Below are 20228 nucleotides of genomic sequence, written 5' to 3'. Positions count from 1 at the left end.
CGCGATTGCTGTCGCTGGCTGGAATGGTTCGACTGGGTGAACGAGACTAGATAGAAGATGAGATTCGAGTGGGAGTGCCCAGAGGACGGCTGCTGGAGCAGCACCCAGGATGTTTGCTCCTCCTCCGATTCCCCTCACCCCCTTGGGGGAACCAAAACACAGGTATTGGTGGCCGATCGCGATTCACCAGACTTCATCGAGGTTGATGGTTTCCTCGGCACTGATCCAGCCGCCGACGTTCCCGCGCTCGATGAACGCCCAGGTGCCGTCGATGAGCCTGACGAACCGCATCGTTCTTGGAAGGGGACCGGGTCCCGACGGGTACGGGTTGAACTCGTTCTTGTCGTCGGTGACGGGCCGGCTGGGATCTTCGCCGTCGACGATGTCAAGATGGAAGTCGACATCGTCGTCGCCGGTGAGTTCCTCGTTCGTGGGTGGTTGACTGTGACTGTTCGTCGGACCGTGGTCGGAGTTGTTGGTTGACATCGTTCTATTGGAATAGTGAGACTGGATGCACGGAGTGAAGTGCTGCTTCTGTCGACTAGCTGTCTTCGCGCCATCGCTGGCCGCAATTCACACAGGAGAGGAGTCTCGTCGGTGGTTCGTCGATGGACCGGAGTTGAACGAGGCGATATTGCGCTCGATCGTGATCACACTCTGGACACCGGCACGTGGTCGTTGGAAGTCCAAGACCCGGCTTGTCGTCGCTCGCCACGGTAGTCTCCGAGGTGTCGGGGGTTGCAACGCCAGTGAGTACGCTCTCGTTCGTGTCGTCCACTGTCTCCGTCTCTACCTCTCCCTCCTTGTCGTCATCAAGGGCGGTTCCGAAAAGGTCGAGGTCACGGATAAGCGCCCAGAGACGACGCTTACCCTGGGGAACGGGAGTAACGGGAACAGGCGTGGATTCGGGACGGCCCGTCGAGACGACCTCCCGGATGGCCGCGCCGATCTCGTCCCCTTCGGCGTCGACGTCGACGATTAGGGAGACCACGTTCGCTTGTTCGCGCCACCAAGTTGGGAGTGGTATCTTGCTATCGTCCTCGTCGAATATCTCGGTGGCTTTGAGCCATTCGAGGGCGTCCAGCTTCTCGCCCTTCTCTTGGTCGAGTCTGTCGACGGGAGCATGCACGGGACGGGAGACTTCTTCGACGCCGGGAGCGCCCAAGGGGGGAATCGTACACGCGCTGTGCACTTGGAAGGGCTGTTCGATGCCCTGTTCGCGGTGACGCTTGGCGTATTTCTCCCAGTCTACGTTCGGGATGTCGCCTCTGGGAGCGGGTCCGTCGCCACGCTCGAGAACTTCGATATGCGTCTCGGAGTCAGCGGCGAGAGTGGCCTGTCCCTGGTACTTCCCGACTTTCCCGGCACGAATCCGAACGAGATCGCCTTCGTGGAGGATGACACCCTGTTGAGAGCGTGTCCACACGGTGAATTTGATGGTATCGCCGGCGTCGTCTTTGATGAGGCCGACCTGCTGTTGGCTCCCTGATTTGGGTTGCCAGAGGGTCGTGACTTCGCCCTGGATGTCAGCCTCGACGTTGTACTTCGAGGGGATAATCGGCACGGACGAGATAGGTTGGATGACGCTCGCCTCCTGATAGAGCTGGTCCAACGTGTTGGACTGAGCGGTGAAGACGTCCTGACCGCTCCGGACTTTGCGTGCGAGCAGGTGTTGGAGTACTTCGTCACCGGGGCCGGTGATAAGGTGGTCTTCGATTCGAGCAGCGGCCTCGCGGACAGCCTCAGCCTCGTTGTCGTCGATATCTTCGAATGCGTTGTTGCGGATGATTCCCTCCCCGAGGACGCGCTCGTTGCGCTTGGACTGGCGTTCCTCGCGCTCTTCGACGAGCTCCTTACGACATCGTGTCTCGCGGTCGATGCCGACCACGTGGGCGGCCAAGGCCTTCTCGCGCTGGCGTTTGCGTTCCTCACGGAGTCCGTGCAGGCGTTCCTGGGCTTCGAGTGGGAGTCCAGTGAGGTCCTCGTCGGCGAGGTCGATAGGATCGACGTCGCGACCTTCGGTAGTGCGAAGGCTCGCACCGATCCAGTATGCGTCGAGTTCGTAGTTTCCATTTCCTTCGATTTCGAGGCCGAACTCGTCGTATTCGGGCTCACGACGGGCAGCCATCATGAGCTCGCCAGCGTTCTCGAGGCGGATGCCGAGGCAGTCGCTTTCGAGGTGCGGTGACTCGTAGAGGCCGCGCATGGTGAGTTCGTCGAACCGGTCGTCCTGTTCGACATCGCCGTTCGTGAGCTGGTCGTCTCCGTTGTGGTAGTACGTCATCTGGTAGTCACTCCATCTGGGTGAGGTCTGAGGCGATCTGAACCGACAGCGGCGCTGCTGTCGACCCTCTCTCACTCCCTCAGCCCCATTTGGGGTCCAAAACTGAGCGCAAGCTAGCCAATCGCGTCTTTAGGAACGTGTCACGTCTTCAGGTGTCCCCCGGTCAGTTCCCGCCCGCATTCGCTGGGGGTAGTCGATGAGCGTGTTCGGGCGGGATTATGAGGGGTAACGTCCGAGGACAGGCTACTGTGCTATGGACTGGGTGGTCGGTAGCCGATACGATTATATCTACATCCTGAGTAGCTAATAGTGAGCCTTGAACGGCTCATCATAACAATGTGGGAAAGGCGACTCTCGTCTTTCCACTTCCACACTTCTTGAGCGATTGGGACGTTCTATAACGGTCTGTGAGGACGAATTGAGAGGCTATGGGCGACGATGAGTGTTGCTGGCGCGAGCGATCTAGTCGGAGGCTCTGTTAGAAGGGAGCGGTATTTCGGGGGTTTTCATCAGAAAACCGCATTACTGCGCGGTGATAGGCGCGATACAGTTATAGACGGTTCGAGCGTCTATGCGAATGGAAAGCAAGGTCGCTTTCCCACATTGTTATGAGTGGAAACACCGACAGTGTCCACCTCTCTGAGGCTGGTCACGAGAAGAACGGTAGAACCGAAATCGAATATGAGAATCCGACCCACATTGCCCGTCGCTACGATGGGTGGTTCGACGATCTCCGCTCCCTCGATCGCGAGGAACGCCGTCGCTTGGACGGTAACGTGGAGTCGCCGACTATCCGCTGGCACGCTGGCCTCGATGAGTCCGAGCGTCGCCTCGATGCGGACGACGTGGAGTCGCAAGGCGCAATCTCTGAATTCACGTCTGGCTCCGAACACGAGTTCGAGAGCGAGAGTTCCGATGATTACTACGGCTGGTACAACGACCAACCGATGGTCCCATCCCGTAGTGACGAGCGGAGGGCTGAGATGAACGCGAGAGGCCGTCCGGCTGACGCGATCACTGAACCCGACGCTCTCTCGACTGGCGAGTACATCTACATGGGCCACGACCGCCTGACCGACCCAACTGGCGATCAGTTGACGGGCACAGCGTCTGGTCTTGAAGAGTACATCCCCACGAGTTCGTCTACTGCCCCCGTACAGTTGGGACAGAAGCTCGAATCTGTCGAAACCCTCGACCTAGACACTCAACGGCTTCGTGAGCTGAAGATCATCCCCAACGATGAACAGACGCCTCGCGAATCAGAAGGTGTCACGACGTCCGAATTAGAAGTGCTGCTTCCCTATGGCGAAGTTGCCTCCCTTCGGAGCGTCGTGCCGAACCCCGAGGACTACTCTCGGTCGTCGATAACCGGAATCGAATTCCGCCTAGCGTTGGATGAAGAGCTCAAGCGGAGCTCTCATGGTATCGACGAAAACGGTCACATGACAGGTGTGGCTGCTCTCTTGAATCAACACACAGACATCCTTGCTCGTTTCCGCACGGAACACGATCGCACGCTTCCTGAGCGACGGGATCGAAACCGGCGGAGCTTCGAACAACGGTTCAAACAGCAGATCTACGACCGAGCTGCTCCGTTGCGCGAGCTGGGTAAGGAAGATCCCGATCTTCGTGAAGAAATTCTTGCCGAGACACGCAGACTGCTTGACGGGAATGCACTGCACGAAATTCGGAAACCACCGGTCACTGTCGCTTCCCAACTTGCACGCCGTGTGCAGGCTGGGACGGACATCACGACCGCGTTCCTTTCGCTTGTCGAAGAGGAGCAGACTGACCCGAGAAACGTCATCAGGATCAACGCGATTTTGAAGGCGAATCTCGCGTCCTCGAAAGGCTATGTCACGACACAGGGCGTCGTGAAGAAAATCTACTATCCACCAGTTCCTAGCCTGAAGTTTGCTATGATTCTAAAGGATGGTAACCGCCGCGAGGATGAGGTCCGCGTTTCCGTCTGGGAGTCCAGCGAATACGAAGAGACTGCGTCAACGGCTGACCCCGGTGATGTCGATGGCGAAGTCCTAATCTCGAAGAAGACCTTCATCGAACCGAACGAGGGCGACACTGTGCGTCTGGTGGATTTCAAGCTTCCACGCGAGAGATCCAAGCAGACGTATCAAGGTCAACCGAAGCTCGATTCACGATGGGCATCTGAAATCGAGATTGTCGAACGCGCTCCTGTCAAGTCATCCGATCAGACGTCGACGACTGTCAGACCGCAACATGTTGGTCGTTCGTCGAGTCCGTCTTATGATGGTGAACCAGTTCCCCGGAGTGAGGCTGCGAATTTCGACGGTGAAGTTTGTGTCTCCTGGCCCGAGCCAGCGATGACTGCTGACTTTATCGCCGATGAGCTCACCCGCATTGCCCAGACTGGTGATGCTACATGAGTACACGTGTAGTCCGTACTCCTTGGTGTGGATTCGATGACGGAATACCGTCTCCGTACTGTCACCCCGAAATGTAACGAACCCTAACAACAACCCGAGTTCCCCGACGAACTCAGAATACTAAATCTTCCTTTTCGAAAACCACAGAGCAAGAGGTCTTGCTACCGGTCGCAACCTCGCAAGCATCCATGCTCGGGATTTCGAGGCGACATCGAAAGACGTGGAATGTGGAGAACGTGACGGATGTGACGCTACATTGAATGTGAACGGCAAATCAATTTATAATGTTACAGCGTTGGGTGCGGTACGGTTGCGAACCGGGATGCTCAGTCATCCCGCCTGCTGACGCGACCGGTCGTAACACCCTCCAACAACACGGAATTGGCTCGGCTCGGCCCTCGTTGTGTCATTGACGTGGGCGGATCGAGCGGATTCTCCCTCCACCGATGACACCGAGACCTCCATCGACAGCGAATAGGAGACGGCGATACACAGTTGATGCCCGCGTAACTGGTCGGCGATTGCGATGACGAGGTGGCGCAGCGACGACGAGATGAGTATCGATGAGCAGTGGTACGAAGTTCAGTTGTCGGTCCCGTGGGTCGTCGCCGGCGCGAAGAGCGTCCAAGACGCAATCAACATCGCAGTTGCGGAAGTCGGTACGCGAACGAAGTCAACAGAAGCCCGGTCGTCGGAGATCCTCGTCCAAGATGTTGTCTGTCCCTCCTGTGGGTATGAAATGGAGGCGGCGCTCTGTACGACGGATTTTGCGCTGGTCGTACTGACTGTTATCGTCGAGATGTTGGCAGAGTCTCACGAGGAGAGCGAGCGTGTCGCGAAGCGCGAGTTGGGCGTCCGCATGAAGGACATCCCGCTCACGGTGTTGGAGACGCGACCGGTTGACGAAGCGGATGAAAAGCCAGAAATGAACTTCGCGGATCTTGGCCGCGACGTCCAATCCAGAAACGAAACAAAGCAAACGTGAGTTTAAGCGGGTTCAACCCGAAGGATTAGCATAAAATGTTCCCGAGAAGAACAGTATGCGTGAATAATACATTCTATATGGTTTTTACTGTAAATAGATCCTACCGGTTCATCATACTTCCAAGCCACTACACTAAATTCTTTTATCACAACCTCAAAGCGGTCTAATCAGGCGAACCGTTTCAGCGAGGATTTAGAGATTTCTCTAAATCGAGTATCCTCCATTACAATATCAAGGATAGTCTCAGGATTGTGGAGTAGCCGATGAGAGTTGTGGCGGCCGCCGCCTTTTCCCATATTTACCTCTTTAGTTTCAATTACCTGACTGAGTTGCATCTCATCGAGGATATCCCGGAACCGCCGTATCCCGATCGTGTCCATATCTATTGCGTTAGTGATCTGCTGGTACGCATCATATAGTTCACCTGTAATAACATAATCGTCGCGCGAGTAGAGCGACTTGGCAGAGATCGAGAGGCATGCGGCTTTCATTTGAGTTGGGGTTCCCTGGAGGAAGTCGCGGAATCGATCCTTTTCAAGTGTGTCCTGAGCGCTTCGGACATGATCTTCTCCAACAACGTCTGATCCCTCGCGATCAGCAAGCTCTCCCGCTGTCCTGAATAATCGCATTGCCTTTCGCGCATCTCCGTGTTCCTGTGCTGAGAAAGCCGCAACAAGAGGAATAACGTCATCGGTTAGGACTCCATCACGGAAGGCGTCATCACGGCCTCGAAGAATTTCTTGAATTTGATTTGCGTTGTATGGGTCGAAATTGAGTTCTTGGGTCTGGAAGGCACTCTTCGTGCGTGGGTTTAGCTCGTCGAAGAAATTGATTTGATTGCTTATTGCGATAATTCCAATTTGACACGACGTATCATTCGATTCGACAGCCTTCGCGAGACTCATCAAAACGTGGTCGCTCTTGAGAAGGTCGACTTCGTCGAGAATGATGATAGCCGAATCATAGTGATCGAGAATCTGCCAGAGGCGTTTGTAGAACTTGTCTTTCGGTAGCCCGGTATCGGGCATTTTCACGATGTCTTCATCCTCGTCATAGATATCCTCGTCGTTCAGCTGTTGCCCGATTGTCGAGATGACTTGAACTTCAGTTGAGGATTTCGAACAGTCTAGATACGTATGACCTATTCGGATATCCTCAACAGATGCATTGACAGCGCGACGAGTGACGTATCGGGAGACAAGAGATTTTCCCGTTCCTGTTTTCCCGGTAATTGAGATATGATTTGGGGCACCACCATAGACAGCGTCGTTCAGACAGCTGCTGATAGTGGAAATATAATCGTCACGTCCGACAATTCGATCGCCATCAGGTACCCAACCGACACGGACCATCTCCTTATTTTGGAAAATTCCCTTCCGTTGAGAAAAGAGCGGGTCATCAACTTTGAATTGTGTACCGTCCCCGTCGCTTGATGGCGGTTTTCCATTCTCGTCTGGACTCCCCTTCGGTTCCGATGTTTGGACGCGAGATCGGTCGTCTTGACCGTCTGAAGACGCAGATTCCAAATCTCGACTTTCATCGGAAGTCGAGGTCCCGTCTGACATAGAGGCATCGACGAAACCTGATTACTTAAATGTATTCCCACCTCGACTTCCGACGTAAATCTACCACCGAAGAGAATGTAGTGGAAGGACTACCTCGATCTCCGAACAACCACAGACCCCCAACACACACACCCCTTCGGTTCCGTCGTTACCGATGAACGTGTACCCCTCACAGGAAGCATAGGTACGATCACGGTCCAGAGGATAGAACGCGCCTCTACGGCGTTTCTGTGCGTTTCAATCTGTTACCGAATTTCGTCTCGAACAAATCAGTCGCTTCGCTTCTTCATATCTGGTACTTCGTCCTGCGGAGTTGTTCTAGCTGTATTAGTATAAAACTATGGGTGAACTAACTCAAATTTTACATGTTTTTATCGTGAGATAGGATACGAATCACCTCTAATGTTCTCAGTCTAGTTACCTGCTTTCGTTGCCGCTAACGTCGGAACCGGTGGGGTGTGTCTGATCACCCTATCCTCAATCTGGGTGGTCACCAATTCATCTAACGCCGGAACCGAAGGGGTGTGGGTCAACCATCGTGGGCTGGTAGAGTCTCCCGAGTATAACTCTCGTCTCTAACTTTCATATTCCATTTGTGGGATGCCGAATTATTCACTCTCAACGAAAGTTCTGAGGTAGTCTCCACCCATCTTTTCATCTTATTTGTTCCGCTCTAATACTAAGAGAGTAGATTCACATGCTAACGTCGGAAATGGTGCGGTATCTCATCTTGATCTCTGGTGAGCTAATACGATCTATCCTTCATTTACGACGGAAGTCTTGGGGTGTCTCTTTGTGTTAACGTCGGAACCCGTGGGGGCCGACCATCTCTCCTTACGACGGAACCGGAGGGGTGTCCCCTCTCTGAATTTTCTCTCCCCACGTTGGATCGTGGTATGTCCGATGTTCCGATTCACCTGTTCGTATGGAAGAGCGGGCCCCGTATGAGATATCACCTGCACTCCCCTGTCAGGCCAAGCACTAACCTCAACATCCGGGTCCTGAACGGCATAGCCAAAAATAAAGTTGCATATTGTTCTATCGCCAAGACGGGAAACTCTGAGCTCTCCCACTGCTGTTGGAGGACACAAACAAAGCGGTGTAGTAGCATTTCACTATTACTCTCGGAATTCCTCATCGAGGAGGTTGCGCTCGGCGGGATCGCCGTCGTACGTGAACGAGACGAGTTCGTGGAAGTCTTGATTCGTCCGATCCTCAAGATACACGCTGTAGTCCGTGTCCGCGTCGGGTTCGTCATCTTCGCCGTAGCCGAGGATGAGATACTCGGTCTCCGTCTCGTCGACGACGAAGTGAGACCGCTCGACAAACCACTTATTCTCGACTCTGTACCAGCCCTCGTGCTTATTGATATGGAAGATGCGGCCGTACTTTGGGTTCCCACCGTTTTTCGAGAATCTGATGGGATACATCGTCGGAACGACGTACTCGTCGGAACTCTTCCAGTCATCGATATCGACGGCCAGATCGAAGGTAAGGTCGACAAGCCAGACAGGGCCGTGATATTCGGTGTGATTCTCGTATTCGTTAATGATCCGGTAGAAATGGTACGGGTCGGAAACCGAGGCGGTGAGCGGGAAAACAGGCTCATCCGAGTCAGGCTTCGGGCTCGAACTCTCCCCACCATCATTCGTCCCGCCACTAGCGCTGGAGCTGGAGCAGCCGGCGATCGCCGTGATTGCTCCAGCGCCAGCGAGCGCACTGGCCTCCTTGAGGAATGACCGGCGACCGAGAGTACTGTTCGAGTGCTGTGCGTCCGCGGAGGTATTATTGGAGTTCATGACTGGAATGAACGAAATCGACCGAGAACAGCGGTTACGCCGCCTCTCCGACCTCCATCACTCCTCTTCAGGGCCCAATACTCACACGATGCCGAGGAAGGAGCTTGGTGGGTGTTCATAGTCAAAACTAGCAGTGAAATGTAGGCATAACTCTTCGCGAACCACATTCAATGTAGCCGCCACATTTCACGGTGTGCAGCGGGGTGCTTTGACCGCAATTGGTGACGTTGACGGTATCTCCAGATGAGATGGAGTCGTACGAAAGGCTCAAATCCTACGTTACAGTCCGAACGTAGATGCCGTTTGTTGTTGCGTAGGAAAAGAACGGAGCACCGGAACTGGCATCCGTCTGAAAACTGCTGGCGGATGGTCGAATGGTACAGAAAGTGACGATGCGAGAGCCAGGTGCGTCGTCAGACGTGGCATTGGCAATACTGGCCGACGTCCAAGGACCACGCTCTCAAGCGTATGGTCGGGTCGGCTGTGACTCTCGACGGGGACTCTGCGATGAGTTCGGTGGCGTTGCCAGATTGCTTTCCAGTGTTGCTATGAGTGGACACGGGCAGGACTCGTGCCAAGACTCCGGGAACGGAACCGATGGAAACAGAGTCGAACGGTCGGTGAGGGCTAGCGATTGATCGTCGTGAGGCCCGCGATCTTCGACGAAGGCAGTGATAAGCCGACCTCATCGATGAGGCGAGCATTAATCGATGGTCGAATCGCCCCCTCACCTCCTTCGGGGGGCAAAAACTGGAGGAAAGAAGCGCCAGAGGGAACCAGAAATGGGTAGAAGCTAGTCAAGGGTCAAGAGGCGATGCAACCGCATACCGCTTGAGACCAGCGAAACCGCAGTCGTACCGGGGGCACTCGGCAGATTTTCGATGCACAGTGACGGCGTGCCGGAGGACGACGTTCACCATAGCCGGGCGGGAATATCCCGCGCCGCCCTTACTGGGCGGGAGCTGGCTCCGACTCGATGTCGCTGCCGGCAGGCGCGAGGTTCTCGGCTGCCGCCTGGACTGCCGCTTCGATGGCCGAGATATCACTATTGTAGACGCTGAGAACGGCGTCCGCTGCATCCGATTCACCGCCCTCGAGCGCGCCTAGTCGCGCCCGGGTCGCGTTGATGGTTTCAACCATCCACGAGTCGCGAATCTCCCCGTCCACCGTCGAGATGTGCTCGGGCTGGATGGAGACGTTCACGCCGGCGTCCGTCTCGTACTGGTGGACCTTGCCGACCACTGCGACGAACGACGGGGTCTCGGTCGAGCGGAGCACAGCCATCGGCTCCTGCTGGTACTGCCCTGCGTAGATGTTCACAACTTCACCACCTGCCATGACGCGCCCCTTCCAGAACTCGGAGTCATCGCCGACATCCGAGGTTTCGATGAGAGCACCGACCACGAGCACGCGGTTGACCGCCTCACCCGAGGGGAGTAGCGTGAACTTTGGCGCACGATCGTCGCCCTCGTCCTCTGGGCGGGTGAACGAGTGGGTCGCCATGTTCAGCTCTTCAGCGAACACGCGCTTGGCGGGTTGGCGCTGCGTGGCGGCGTCTGCGAGGAATGCGTTACTGAGGCCGGCATTCTCTCCCGAGTAGGAGATCTCCTCGACCTCGTCGACGAGGAAGTACTCGCCGATGACCGGGCCCCGGATATCATACGTCCTGCCGATGAGCAACTCACGGAGCTCCGTTTCGACGACGCTGGGATCGAGGGCCTCGGAAGCCATCTCCATGGCGTCATCGAGACTCACTTCGGAGACTGCCTCAGTCATCTCAGCGTTGAACAGCGTGCGGACAGCACGGTTGCCATCGTCGAGGATGGCCTTCAGGCGAAGATCGAACACGCCATCGACGTCACCGTGTTCGGAGCAGCGACCGTTCTGGAGGACGCGCGTGCAGTCCTCGCTGGGGCAGCGCTTGATGAGGCCCGAACCCTCATCGAGGCCGACGAGCGTCCCAGTGGCGCGAATCGACCCGTCCGTGGGTTCGACGGCCTCCTCGGACTCCGTGACGCTGCTCGCCTTGTTGAGCGAGATGGAGTACTTGCCCTCGTACTCGTTCGTGACCGCCGAGGTGATGTCGTAGGTGACGCCCTCCTCGAGGGTCGGGAGCGAGTCGGTGTTCTTCGCCCAGACAACGAACTTCATTTGGGCCGTTTCGTCGGCGATGAGGCCGACCTGCCGCATGGAATCGGAGTGCGGCTCCCAGAGGTCGACGATCTGCGCCCGGACGTCCACCCATTCCTCGTCACCGAGGTTCGAGATATCCTCGAGAGCTATCCGGTCGAAGCCCCGGGAACTGCTGTTACCGGTGCCGACGAAGCCGGCAACCGCCTTGACCCCGTCCGAGAGGTCGTTGGATTCGAGGTCGTAGTCGTTGATGACGTTACGAACTGTCGTCTCGACCGCCGCCTCGATCGGAACGGAGAACTCCTGCATGGCCGCAATTCGCTCTTCAATGCTCGACACGGGGATCTCAACGCCCATCTCGCCGAACTCGTCGCTGATGTCTTCCGCGCGCTGTGCTACGTCTGTGGTAATGTTTGCACACATGTTTGTCACTCTCTGAGGGGATTTCTGAGAAACGGCTTCGGGACTGGGCACTCGACCGTCGCGCCCCACCCGCTCTCCCTCACCCCCTTTGGGGGCTAATACTCACGGGAGACGCAAGCAGGATAACCGGAAAGCGACGATTGGGACATCCCGACCGCCGCCGTATGGACTGATTCGCTCCGAGGTTGAACCCCGGATCTCGGCGAGAATGAACGCAGTCACCGCTGCGCCCTTCTCTGACTTCCCTCACCCCTCTTTGGGGACCAAAACTCACGCTGCGAGGAGCTGGGGAAACCGAGAGAATAGAGGCACTTTGCCCGTCCGAGCCGTCTAGTCGGAAAGCAGTACGTACAGAATCGCGTTCACATCCTCGACGACTAGAAGGTGTAGTCGTCGCGATCGCGAGCTTCGGCACACGCCTCGCAGAGGATGTCGAATGGCGGCCACCCGGTCAGTCCGTCGGCATCTTCGAGGAGCGTGGTCGGGACCAGGCCCGACATCCCACACCCACCGTCACACGACGCCCAGGAATGTCTGACCGCGGCGAACGTCTCGCCATGTGGGTCATGGTCGGGCTTCCTGAACTCGGGGCCATCGCCGGTCTTGAACTGAACGCTCACGGGTTCTCGCGGCTCAATTTTGGCTTCGGTCGCTGATCTGCTGAAATCGCTGTCGATACGCCGCTCATCGGGGTTGATGTTGTCGTACATCTCACTTCCCTCACCCCCATTTGGGGTCCAATACTCACGCTGCGAGGAGCGGGGGTACACACGGAACGAACGGCGCGATCAGCCCGCCGGCCGAACAGTTCGGAACAGCGCCGTTACCTGAAGAGACGCGAGAGGAAGCCCTGTTTCTTGCGTCGTTCGCGTTCTTCGGCCTTGATACGTTCGTTCGCCTCTTCGTACTCCTGGAGGACGGCGTCGATTCCTGTGAGTGTCTCTTTTGCCGTCTTTGCGTCTTCGCGCCGAATCTTCGGACGCATAATCTGCTTGACTCGCTTCACGGGGTCGTCTGGGAGCTCGGCAGCGTCTCTCGAGAGCTCCCCGAGGTGCTTGAGTTGCGTACGATACTGAGCGCGTTCCTCCATCAGCTCATCCATCGTTTCGAGGTAGACCCTGAGGACAAACCGGAGGCGTTCGTTCTCCTCGCCCTGCTCGCTGAGTTCGGCGAGTTCCATTGATTGCCGGTCGAGTTTCCGAGCGAGAATTCGCTGGTCTTCACGAGCGAGACGCATTGCCTGGTCGGTCGCGGAGTAGCCCCGGATCTCACCGATGGTCCAATCCGCTGGGTACTTCTCGTCATCATTGAGCGTCGGGTCGGTGCGTTCCCATCCCAGCCCGGCGTCGCGAGCGGACGCTTCCATCATTCGCTGGGTGCTCTCGTCGAGGTCGGAATCGGTGTCCACCCCACGCGGGTCAGCGGGTTCGCGACCATCCGTCGTCGGCGGCGCGGCCCCTGGCCCGGCCGTTCTCTGCCCTGAGACAGGACTATCATCAGCACTTGTCCCAGCTGTCGTGGAACCTTTGGGTGTGGTCGTCGACGAAGCGGCGTCATGACTATGGGCCCGGGCGTGGCTGTTCCCCTGTTCCGGTTCCTGCCTAGTTGCGTAGGCGTCAGCGACTGCTGCCGGGTCGCCATCTTCGTCGGGGTTGACGGGAATGAACTCTTCGTCGTCCTCGAGGTTAGGATGGACATCGGTATTGACGGCGGGGGATCCCCCGTTCGCCCCTTCGCTGTGCAGTGGGTTTGTCTCGTCCGTAGCGGCGTTGACAGTCTCGGACGGCTCGGAATCGGAGCCAATCTTGAAATCCATCGGCGGGAGATCGTGGTCGTCCGCACCCGAGGATGACGATGAATCCGAGCCGTTGGAATCGGCCTTCGAGAACTTCACACCATCTTTGCTCGGGACTTCGTAGTAATCGTCCACCCGGAGGAGTGCACGGGCGAGCGTGACATCGCCGTAGGTTGCGCCACTCGCGTAGTGACGTCGCTCCCACTTATCACGGTGCAGGCCGGATTCCTCGAACAGTGCGTTCATCCGTTTGGGGTCTTTCGCCGTCCAGAACGCGAGGTTGTGAGCGAGCGCCATATCTGCCTCGGACTGGCTTGGATAATCGGCGTCATGGGACCCCCACATCGAGGCGTCGCCTTCGTAGAGACGCTGCCTGCGGTCACCTCCCTGAGAGTCGAACATCCGCGTGAGTATCTCTTGATCTGATAGGTCCACACCGGGTCCCGCGAGGTCGGCGAACGTACTCGGACACTTGGAGGGAAGGTACTTCGTCGCGACCCGCTCGAGGGCCTCCTTGATTGCGGGGTCGTGGATGCTCTTGAAGGCGTCTCCATAACGCTCAATGAGCGAACTCGCACTCTGCTGCGCCCGGGCCTCGATGCCGCGGCGACCATCCGCGTCACCTCTGCTTTCTGAATCTTCAACTTCTGTCCCTCTGGTGAGAGTCGTCTGTCCATCTGGTCTCACGCCATCCTCGATGAACTCGCGGTGAACGGTCTCTATCTCATCCTGACGCTTCCGGATTTCTGTGGGGGTTCCCTCGACGTGAGCACCAGTCGTAGCGAAGTACCGTCCGGAGTCATACATCTCAATAGGGCCCTTCCGGTTTCCGCCGGGCGGAAGTTTCCCACTTGCGAGGATATGCACACCAGTCCCGGAAGCGGAAACCTCCGTATATGAGTCGACCTTGTCGATGATTGTTTGCGTCCATTCCTTGATTTCACCAGTATTAGAATCACGACAGTTATCGAGGTCGATACCGGCGATGGTGACGTCGTCACTGAAGACGAACCCCAGACCATCGGCGTTCACGCGAGAGTCGTTGAGTGAATCCCAGGCGGTGTCGAAGTCTCGGCGATGTTCGGGGTTGGTAACGTCGGCATTAATGTCACCACTCGTCCGATATGGTTTAGTCGGAATCTTGGTAGATTTTCCGTCACGCATACCTTCACGCCAGCAAATCCAATTCCTGATAGTGCGGATTTTGTCCGGGATCCCGTCTTTAGCTACGTCTACTTTTGGCATGGATATTACCTATTGTCAGTCCGCCTCGTCGCCTCGTTTCGTCGGGCGAGACAAACCGATTTCGTCGATTTTCCCCGACTCAGGGCGAAAACCAACAGACAGCACACGAATTGTGAGGGAATGATCCCCCTCCCGTATCCAATACTATGTAAAATCACTCCGGAGGTGTCGAATGGAGCGATCTGGTTGGTTGATAGCCTGTCTAAAGCGCTTTGCGCACGTGCGCTAAGTGCTGACGCTGAAGGGGTGTTAGAAAAGGCGGATTCTGACGATAGAGCTCCCATACTGCTGATGCGCGTCACACGCGAATTTTGCGCGAAGTTGCGAGCACTCGAAACCCCCGCAAACCCGGTGATTTCGCTTTGAACCTCAAAATGCCGTTTTAGAGCCTCTAAAACGCCTTGAACGCGCGCACTAAGTGCTGACGCTGAAGGGGCGTTAGAAAAGGCGGATTTGCGGGGTACAGCGTCCGTACTGCTCGTGCGCGTCGTGCGCGGACTTTGTGCGAATGCGTGGATGTGACTAGTCGAGATCATCGAGGAGATTTGGAGCGCCGACGAACGTCCACTTACCATCTTCACCCCAGATGGCTTCGGTGAGCTTCTCGTAGGTCCGCTTACTTCTCTTGGGGGGCAGTTCGTCGATCCGGCCAGCATTTGCGAGGGCTCGAGTGATATCCCATGCGACTGATAGATTGGGCACAATCCAGATTTTCATCTCGACGTCGAACCTGTTGAAGTCGTCATAGTGCTTGACCATCAGCGAGGGATGGACGTTTGAGATGACCTCTCCAATAATGACGGGATCTTTGCCATCGTAGCCGACCACGTCTGGCTTCACATCAGTCCCGTGAAGAGGCGTATATTTTTTAACAAAATAGTGATTGTTCGGGTCACGGGCGAGTGAGCGAGCGAACGCCTCTACCATCACCTTGTGGTAGGTCTTCTCGTTCACATCGCCCTGATCTTCGCCGGTAGCGACCTTCGCTCCACACGCTCGCTGGCCGTCGCGAGTCACAGTGTAGTAGACCCGCAGATTTTCGGTCCGCTTCTCGAGGTAGCCGAGTTCGATGAGCTTCTCTTCGTCTACCTCATCAAACTGATTCTTTATCCTCTCCATCGAGTTCACAACGTCGTAGGCAGGGTGGTTGCCGTTGACTGTGGTGACAATCGCGGTCAGGAAATGGCGTTCTTCAACTGTCAGACTCTTATTTATACCTTCTCGAGTCTCTCTATCCTTTTTGTCGGCACTCTCAGTGGCGTTCTCGTTGGGGGCATCAGACGCACTCTGATCGTCTGTATTGTCGGCACTTGTTCCCCTCTCCTCGTCGGTGTCTGCATCGTCGGTTTTGGACGGATCCTCGGAGCTAGGGTCAACTCCACCGTAGAGAAAGCCGTCAACTCGATCTCCCAGATTACTGTCTCCTTCATCAGCTGATCGTGGAACCCCGCCATCGGTCTCGTTTTCATCGTTCGTCTCTCGCGGCGGGCGGCGTGAACCGAGATCGTCTGTGAGGTCGTCTGCGGGAACTCGACTAGCTCCTGATTCGGCGTGTTCGCCGTGCTCGTTTGATCGGGGTTGTCCCTCTGTGCTGGGGGTGTTTGGACTCCCCGTGCCGAGTTGCGTCTGAGGGTTGGACCCAGTCTTCTTGCCTTCGCCGTTTGCGTCTCGGTTCTCGCCGGACACGCCAATCTCGAAGTCACGATTCTGGCTATTTTCACTACCGTTGATGCCGCGTCTGTGTTCGGCTGAGAGCTGCTCGTCGGAAGCGTCGGTGTTGCTTCCGGGTAGCAGGCAGTGGTCACGCCGCGTTGTACGGGTAATTTCTGCGTTGATGTCGCTGAAGACATGACCCTGCGTCGACACGGTCTTGTTGATCACGGGGTTGTCAGAATCGCTGTGACCGTCGGGGATATCGACGGGGAGCATCGTCACGATTTCGGGGATATCGGTCATGAACCCGGTGTCAGGGAGTTGAGCGACCCATTCTCCACGCGGGAGCGACGTGATCCGGTCGACGAGTTCCTCGTCCTCGATGCCTTCGTGGAACAGCGTCATCACGAGCTCGTCGTCGACGGCGAGTTTCCCGATGAGTTTCGTATTAATGTTCCGCAGAATTTCCTTGTACGAGGAGACGTCGAGGGCATCGGCCTTGACCTGCTCTGCGAAGTGGACGATGACTTCGAGGGAGAGACCGAATTCACGCCCGTCAGGAATCATGTCGTCGCGTACCAGTTCGGACTGGAGCATCGCCGCAGCTTCGTCGATGATGAGGTTGATAACGTATCCATCCTCGACCGGCGGGGTGTTCCTGAGTCGATGACGGAGACGAGCGCCCGACCAGATGTAGTCGAGCAGCATGAAGATAAACAGATTGCTTGAGGCGGGCCGGAGGTCACCCGTATCGACGAGGACGACCTTCTTCGAGGCGAGGACGTCCTGGATGTCGAACATCGGCGATTGGTTGGCGTAGCAGCCCTTCTCGCCGTTCCACTCGGGAACGAAATTGAGGACACGCCAGACAAAGCTCCGCTCAGCGAGCTTCGTGATGCGGTTCATCACAGCATCGATCGACGTTTGGAACCGCTGCTCGTCGGCGTGGAGATGCCGCGTGAGAGCGAGGCGAAGCGTCCGGTCGCTCACTTCGGGGAGTTGCCCCTGCTGCATCTCGTAGGCAACCTGGAACAGGTCTTGGATGGGCCATGCGTCCCGGCCGTACACGGGGTCGAACATCGCCTTGATGAGGTTGTTGAGGATCTCTTGGGCGACGAACGCCTGCTGGGTCATTTCTCGGCCCAGCACGTACACGAGGAGTTCGTTGTAGCGGTCAACTTTCTCTTGGACGGCGACCGTGCGTGAGACGCCGGCAGCGAGTTGCGGTCGAATGTCGAAGTACGGGAAAGCAAGCACCTCGTCGTTCGGCCCCGGGACGGGGACGTGGAGGACGTCATCGAGGTTGCCGAATTGCTTGAAGTGTGCTTTCTTGTACTCGTCGGCCATCGTCCCACCTTTCCGGTCGAAGACGAAGATGGGGCCGTCGAACGATTGATAGGCCGACAGCGCATCGTTGACCATTGCGGTTGTCTTCCCGCCGCCCGTCGTCGCTGCGCGGAGAATGTGGTGCGTCAGCTGCTCTGCACTGAGACGGATGGGAATGTCTCGCCGGTTGTCGACGGCGGTCTCGGCGTACCCAATGTGCATTCCGTAATCGTACTGCGAGAGCAGGTCTTCATCTGTTGCCGTGAGTGGCGATCGAGCGTCGGGTGACCCGCCCGATGACCCACGCGAGGCTCGCGGGAGGGCGTCCGTGTGCGGGACGACGACGAAGTTCGCGAGTTCGTCGGGAGAGGCACAGATGAGTGGGTCACCTTTACTGAAGCGCCCGGTAAAACCGCTGATGCTGGCCTGACGGGCGTGGCACAGGCGGGCGAACTCTTTGTTGTTGAACCCGAGGAGTTCCCCCTCGATGCCATAATATGGCCCCGAGAGCGACGTGAACGCGTTTGAGATACTCTGGACAGTCTGTTCGTCGCAAGCAGCTCGGAGTGTGAGGTCGAACGTTGTGGTGGGTTGTTTGCGGTCGATCTGTTCCATCCGCGACCCCGTGATCTTGTCATCATCGCCGGCGCTGACGGACCCTCCGACCTGCTCGGAGATGTCTCCACGGTGGATGTTTCGGCGTTCCTGGTCGGATGTTCCAAACATCTGCCGGGCAAACTCGTTTTTAAACGCGGAGAGCGTCCCGTGGTTGCCCATTTTGAGGTTCCGCTTGTGGGTTTCAGCCTCACTAGTCCAGTTAGAGCGTGGCCTGAAGGTGGCCTGGAAGATGAACGGATCGTCGGTGTGGACGGCCTGCTCAAGGAGCACACTGAGCGGCGAGCGATACTGGTCGTCGCTGTCGATAGCCAAATCGCTGAACGGCCGAAGCAGCGTCATCCAGTCGTCTTTTTTTGAGGCAATGCCTTTCCACCGGACGAGCGAGGGACGCTTCTCTTCACGGACTTCCTCGGGACGGAGCGGAACGCCTTCCCTGACGAGCTGTTCTTCAGCCTGCTCGGAAGAAAGATCATGTCCGCTTCCAATACTATGGTCCACAAAAACCTCGGGGTCCTCGAAGCCAGCGAGGTTCTCGAGGTCGATAATGTCGTCGAGCGTAGCGATACGTCGCCCGCCAACGCGGGCGTTCCCGTCTTCTGAGGCAAACGCCGCGACGGGGTTGAACGGGACGATTTCGAACTCGAAGGACTCGGGATACATCGCGGCGACGTTTGCGGCGAGCGTCTTGAACGCAGTCGCCTCGTAGGGCGTCACGGAGATATAGAAGTCGAATCGCTTCGTGTTCCGCGGCTTGTGGATGATAAACTCAAAGGTCTTCTTGTAGTCCTTGATGCCGAGGCTGGCTTTGAGATTGAACCGCGAAGTGCTCGTCACGCCCGCCCGGTATAAGCCAAAAAGCCCCGCGATGACGTTCCCGGGCGTGACTTGCTCACGGGCGGGTGAGATGTGGATATACGGCCGGGCTTCGATCGGATCACTGAGTTTCTTTCCCGGCCCAGTCGTGCCCTTGACCTCGTAGGGAGTGAGTTGTTCCTCACGCTCTTCGTTCTCCTGATCGACCTCGTTCTCGGTCGGAGGGACGCGGTCAAAGTTGGTCGGTTCTTCCTGATTCTGAGTGGGGTGGTCCCGTCCCGATTCGGTCGAGTCTTCTCCGCGCGTTGACGACAAAGAGTTGATGCGATCGTGGAGGGTGTCCTGTTCATGATCGTCCCGATTGGGGTCCGTGGATGGGGGAGTCATTGGCCCACCATCTTCTTGCGAGTAGACACACCCCTCCGCCGACACTGTACAACGGTCGAGTGCGTCCCAACCCATCGGGCGATTCGGTTAGATAGGCACACTATTGGACTGTTTGTTGTCATTTTGGATTGTGTTGTGTCGTTTGATTCAGCCGCTACTGGATTGTGACCTAATCCACCCACAATTGGAAATTCGGACACGAGCGGCGAGCGGGGAAGGCGTCCGTACCGTCTAGCCCGTCTAGACGGTTTACGGGGTGGCGATCCACTCCAAGACAGCCACGAAGATCGTGACGCCGAAGTAGAAAATCGTCATGCTCATTCCACCAATCATGAGCCACATCCCGTTCTCAGCGCGGTCGGAGTTTTTCCGGGCAGTGAACCACACGATCGCGCCAAAGGCGAGAGCCACGAGGCCAGCGTACTTCAGAACGAGCAGGACGGTGTCGTATAGATTGGTCATGATACCCTCGAAATCGGCTGGGGGCCCACTCTGCGCGGCGACTGGATCCACGAAAACGACTAGGACGAGGATTCCCAAGACGAGGGATGTGCTGTGCTTTCTCAGGAGTTTCTTTGTTCGGAGGGTGCTCATGTTACCCACCGGGAAGAGGTGAGAATCTATTATAAAGAAGAGTAGACTACATCTAATGTGGCAGATGTAGAACGGCGGTTTTAGGGTGTCAACGGGCGGGATTACGGGGGTTTTCACCGGAACAGTTATGTGGTTACCAATAGCACACCTAATTGTTGGACTTGGAACACCCTCCAGTGCCTCCTTGTCCATAGGTGATTGCA

The 20228-nt window shown here is 56.8% G+C and carries 11 protein-coding genes; 2 read left to right on the top strand and 9 right to left on the bottom strand.

Annotated elements, in window-relative coordinates; translation table 11 throughout:
* Positions 1–183: 183 nt before the first annotated feature.
* Positions 184–486, bottom strand: a complete 303-nt coding sequence (locus tag DP106_RS04925) for a hypothetical protein (RefSeq protein WP_120083803.1) — start codon at positions 484–486, stop codon at positions 184–186.
* A gap of 55 nt (positions 487–541) precedes the next feature.
* Entirely contained in the window at positions 542–2284 is a 1743-nt protein-coding gene (locus tag DP106_RS04920; protein ID WP_240625324.1) for a hypothetical protein, read from the bottom strand.
* 608 nt (positions 2285–2892) lie between these two features.
* On the opposite strand from DP106_RS04920, the gene DP106_RS04915 reads away from it, so the two are divergent.
* The gene (locus tag DP106_RS04915) at positions 2893–4689 is read left to right on the top strand and encodes a hypothetical protein (protein ID WP_120083802.1); all 1797 of its coding nucleotides are present in this window, start codon (positions 2893–2895) and stop codon (positions 4687–4689) included.
* 526 nt (positions 4690–5215) lie between these two features.
* Positions 5216–5674, top strand: coding sequence for a DUF555 domain-containing protein (locus DP106_RS04910; protein WP_240625323.1), 459 nt, complete (start codon positions 5216–5218; stop codon positions 5672–5674).
* A gap of 167 nt (positions 5675–5841) precedes the next feature.
* On the opposite strand, the gene DP106_RS04905 is transcribed toward DP106_RS04910, so the two are convergent.
* From DP106_RS04905 to DP106_RS04875, 7 genes are all read right to left on the bottom strand, one after another.
* Positions 5842–7239: a Cdc6/Cdc18 family protein gene (locus DP106_RS04905; RefSeq protein ID WP_120083800.1), complete on the bottom strand. Its 1398-nt coding sequence runs from the start codon at positions 7237–7239 to the stop codon at positions 5842–5844.
* A 1118-nt stretch (positions 7240–8357) separates the two neighbouring features.
* Positions 8358–9038 (bottom strand): twin-arginine translocation signal domain-containing protein, encoded by a 681-nt coding sequence (locus DP106_RS04900; RefSeq protein WP_120083799.1) that lies wholly within the window; start codon positions 9036–9038, stop codon positions 8358–8360.
* A 948-nt stretch (positions 9039–9986) separates the two neighbouring features.
* Positions 9987–11594: a hypothetical protein gene (locus tag DP106_RS04895; RefSeq protein ID WP_120083798.1), complete on the bottom strand. Its 1608-nt coding sequence runs from the start codon at positions 11592–11594 to the stop codon at positions 9987–9989.
* A gap of 377 nt (positions 11595–11971) precedes the next feature.
* The gene (locus tag DP106_RS04890; RefSeq protein ID WP_120083797.1) at positions 11972–12304 is read right to left on the bottom strand and encodes a hypothetical protein; all 333 of its coding nucleotides are present in this window, start codon (positions 12302–12304) and stop codon (positions 11972–11974) included.
* 113 nt (positions 12305–12417) lie between these two features.
* Positions 12418–14553, bottom strand: coding sequence for a phage NrS-1 polymerase family protein (locus DP106_RS04885; protein WP_120083796.1), 2136 nt, complete (start codon positions 14551–14553; stop codon positions 12418–12420).
* A gap of 603 nt (positions 14554–15156) precedes the next feature.
* On the bottom strand, positions 15157–19431 hold the full coding sequence (locus tag DP106_RS04880; protein ID WP_133305100.1) for a hypothetical protein: 4275 nt from the start codon (positions 19429–19431) through the stop codon (positions 15157–15159).
* A gap of 249 nt (positions 19432–19680) precedes the next feature.
* Entirely contained in the window at positions 19681–20217 is a 537-nt protein-coding gene (locus DP106_RS04875; protein WP_120083793.1) for a hypothetical protein, read from the bottom strand.
* Positions 20218–20228 lie beyond the last annotated feature (11 nt).

It is taken from the genome of Halonotius pteroides (assembly GCF_003605635.1).
Classification (GTDB): Archaea; Halobacteriota; Halobacteria; order Halobacteriales; family Haloferacaceae; genus Halonotius; species Halonotius pteroides.
The sequence above is the reverse complement of the archived record's forward strand: the minus strand, read 5'-3'. Positions and strand labels throughout refer to the sequence as shown.

Bases quoted from the DNA above. Each gene is read 5' to 3' on its own strand.
- DP106_RS04875 (WP_120083793.1), bottom strand. From the start codon at position 20,217: ATGGACAAGGAGGCACTGGAGGGTGTTCCAAGTCCAACAATTAGGTGT.
- DP106_RS04910 (WP_240625323.1), top strand. From the start codon at position 5,216: ATGACGAGGTGGCGCAGCGACGACGAGATGAGTATCGATGAGCAGTGG.
- DP106_RS04880 (WP_133305100.1), bottom strand. From the start codon at position 19,431: ATGACTCCCCCATCCACGGACCCCAATCGGGACGATCATGAACAGGAC.
- DP106_RS04925 (WP_120083803.1), bottom strand. From the start codon at position 486: ATGTCAACCAACAACTCCGACCACGGTCCGACGAACAGTCACAGTCAA.
- DP106_RS04890 (WP_120083797.1), bottom strand. From the start codon at position 12,304: ATGTACGACAACATCAACCCCGATGAGCGGCGTATCGACAGCGATTTC.
- DP106_RS04915 (WP_120083802.1), top strand. From the start codon at position 2,893: ATGAGTGGAAACACCGACAGTGTCCACCTCTCTGAGGCTGGTCACGAG.
- DP106_RS04885 (WP_120083796.1), bottom strand. From the start codon at position 14,553: ATGCGTGACGGAAAATCTACCAAGATTCCGACTAAACCATATCGGACG.
- DP106_RS04895 (WP_120083798.1), bottom strand. From the start codon at position 11,594: ATGTGTGCAAACATTACCACAGACGTAGCACAGCGCGCGGAAGACATC.
- DP106_RS04920 (WP_240625324.1), bottom strand. From the start codon at position 2,284: ATGACGTACTACCACAACGGAGACGACCAGCTCACGAACGGCGATGTC.
- DP106_RS04905 (WP_120083800.1), bottom strand. From the start codon at position 7,239: ATGTCAGACGGGACCTCGACTTCCGATGAAAGTCGAGATTTGGAATCT.
- DP106_RS04900 (WP_120083799.1), bottom strand. From the start codon at position 9,038: ATGAACTCCAATAATACCTCCGCGGACGCACAGCACTCGAACAGTACT.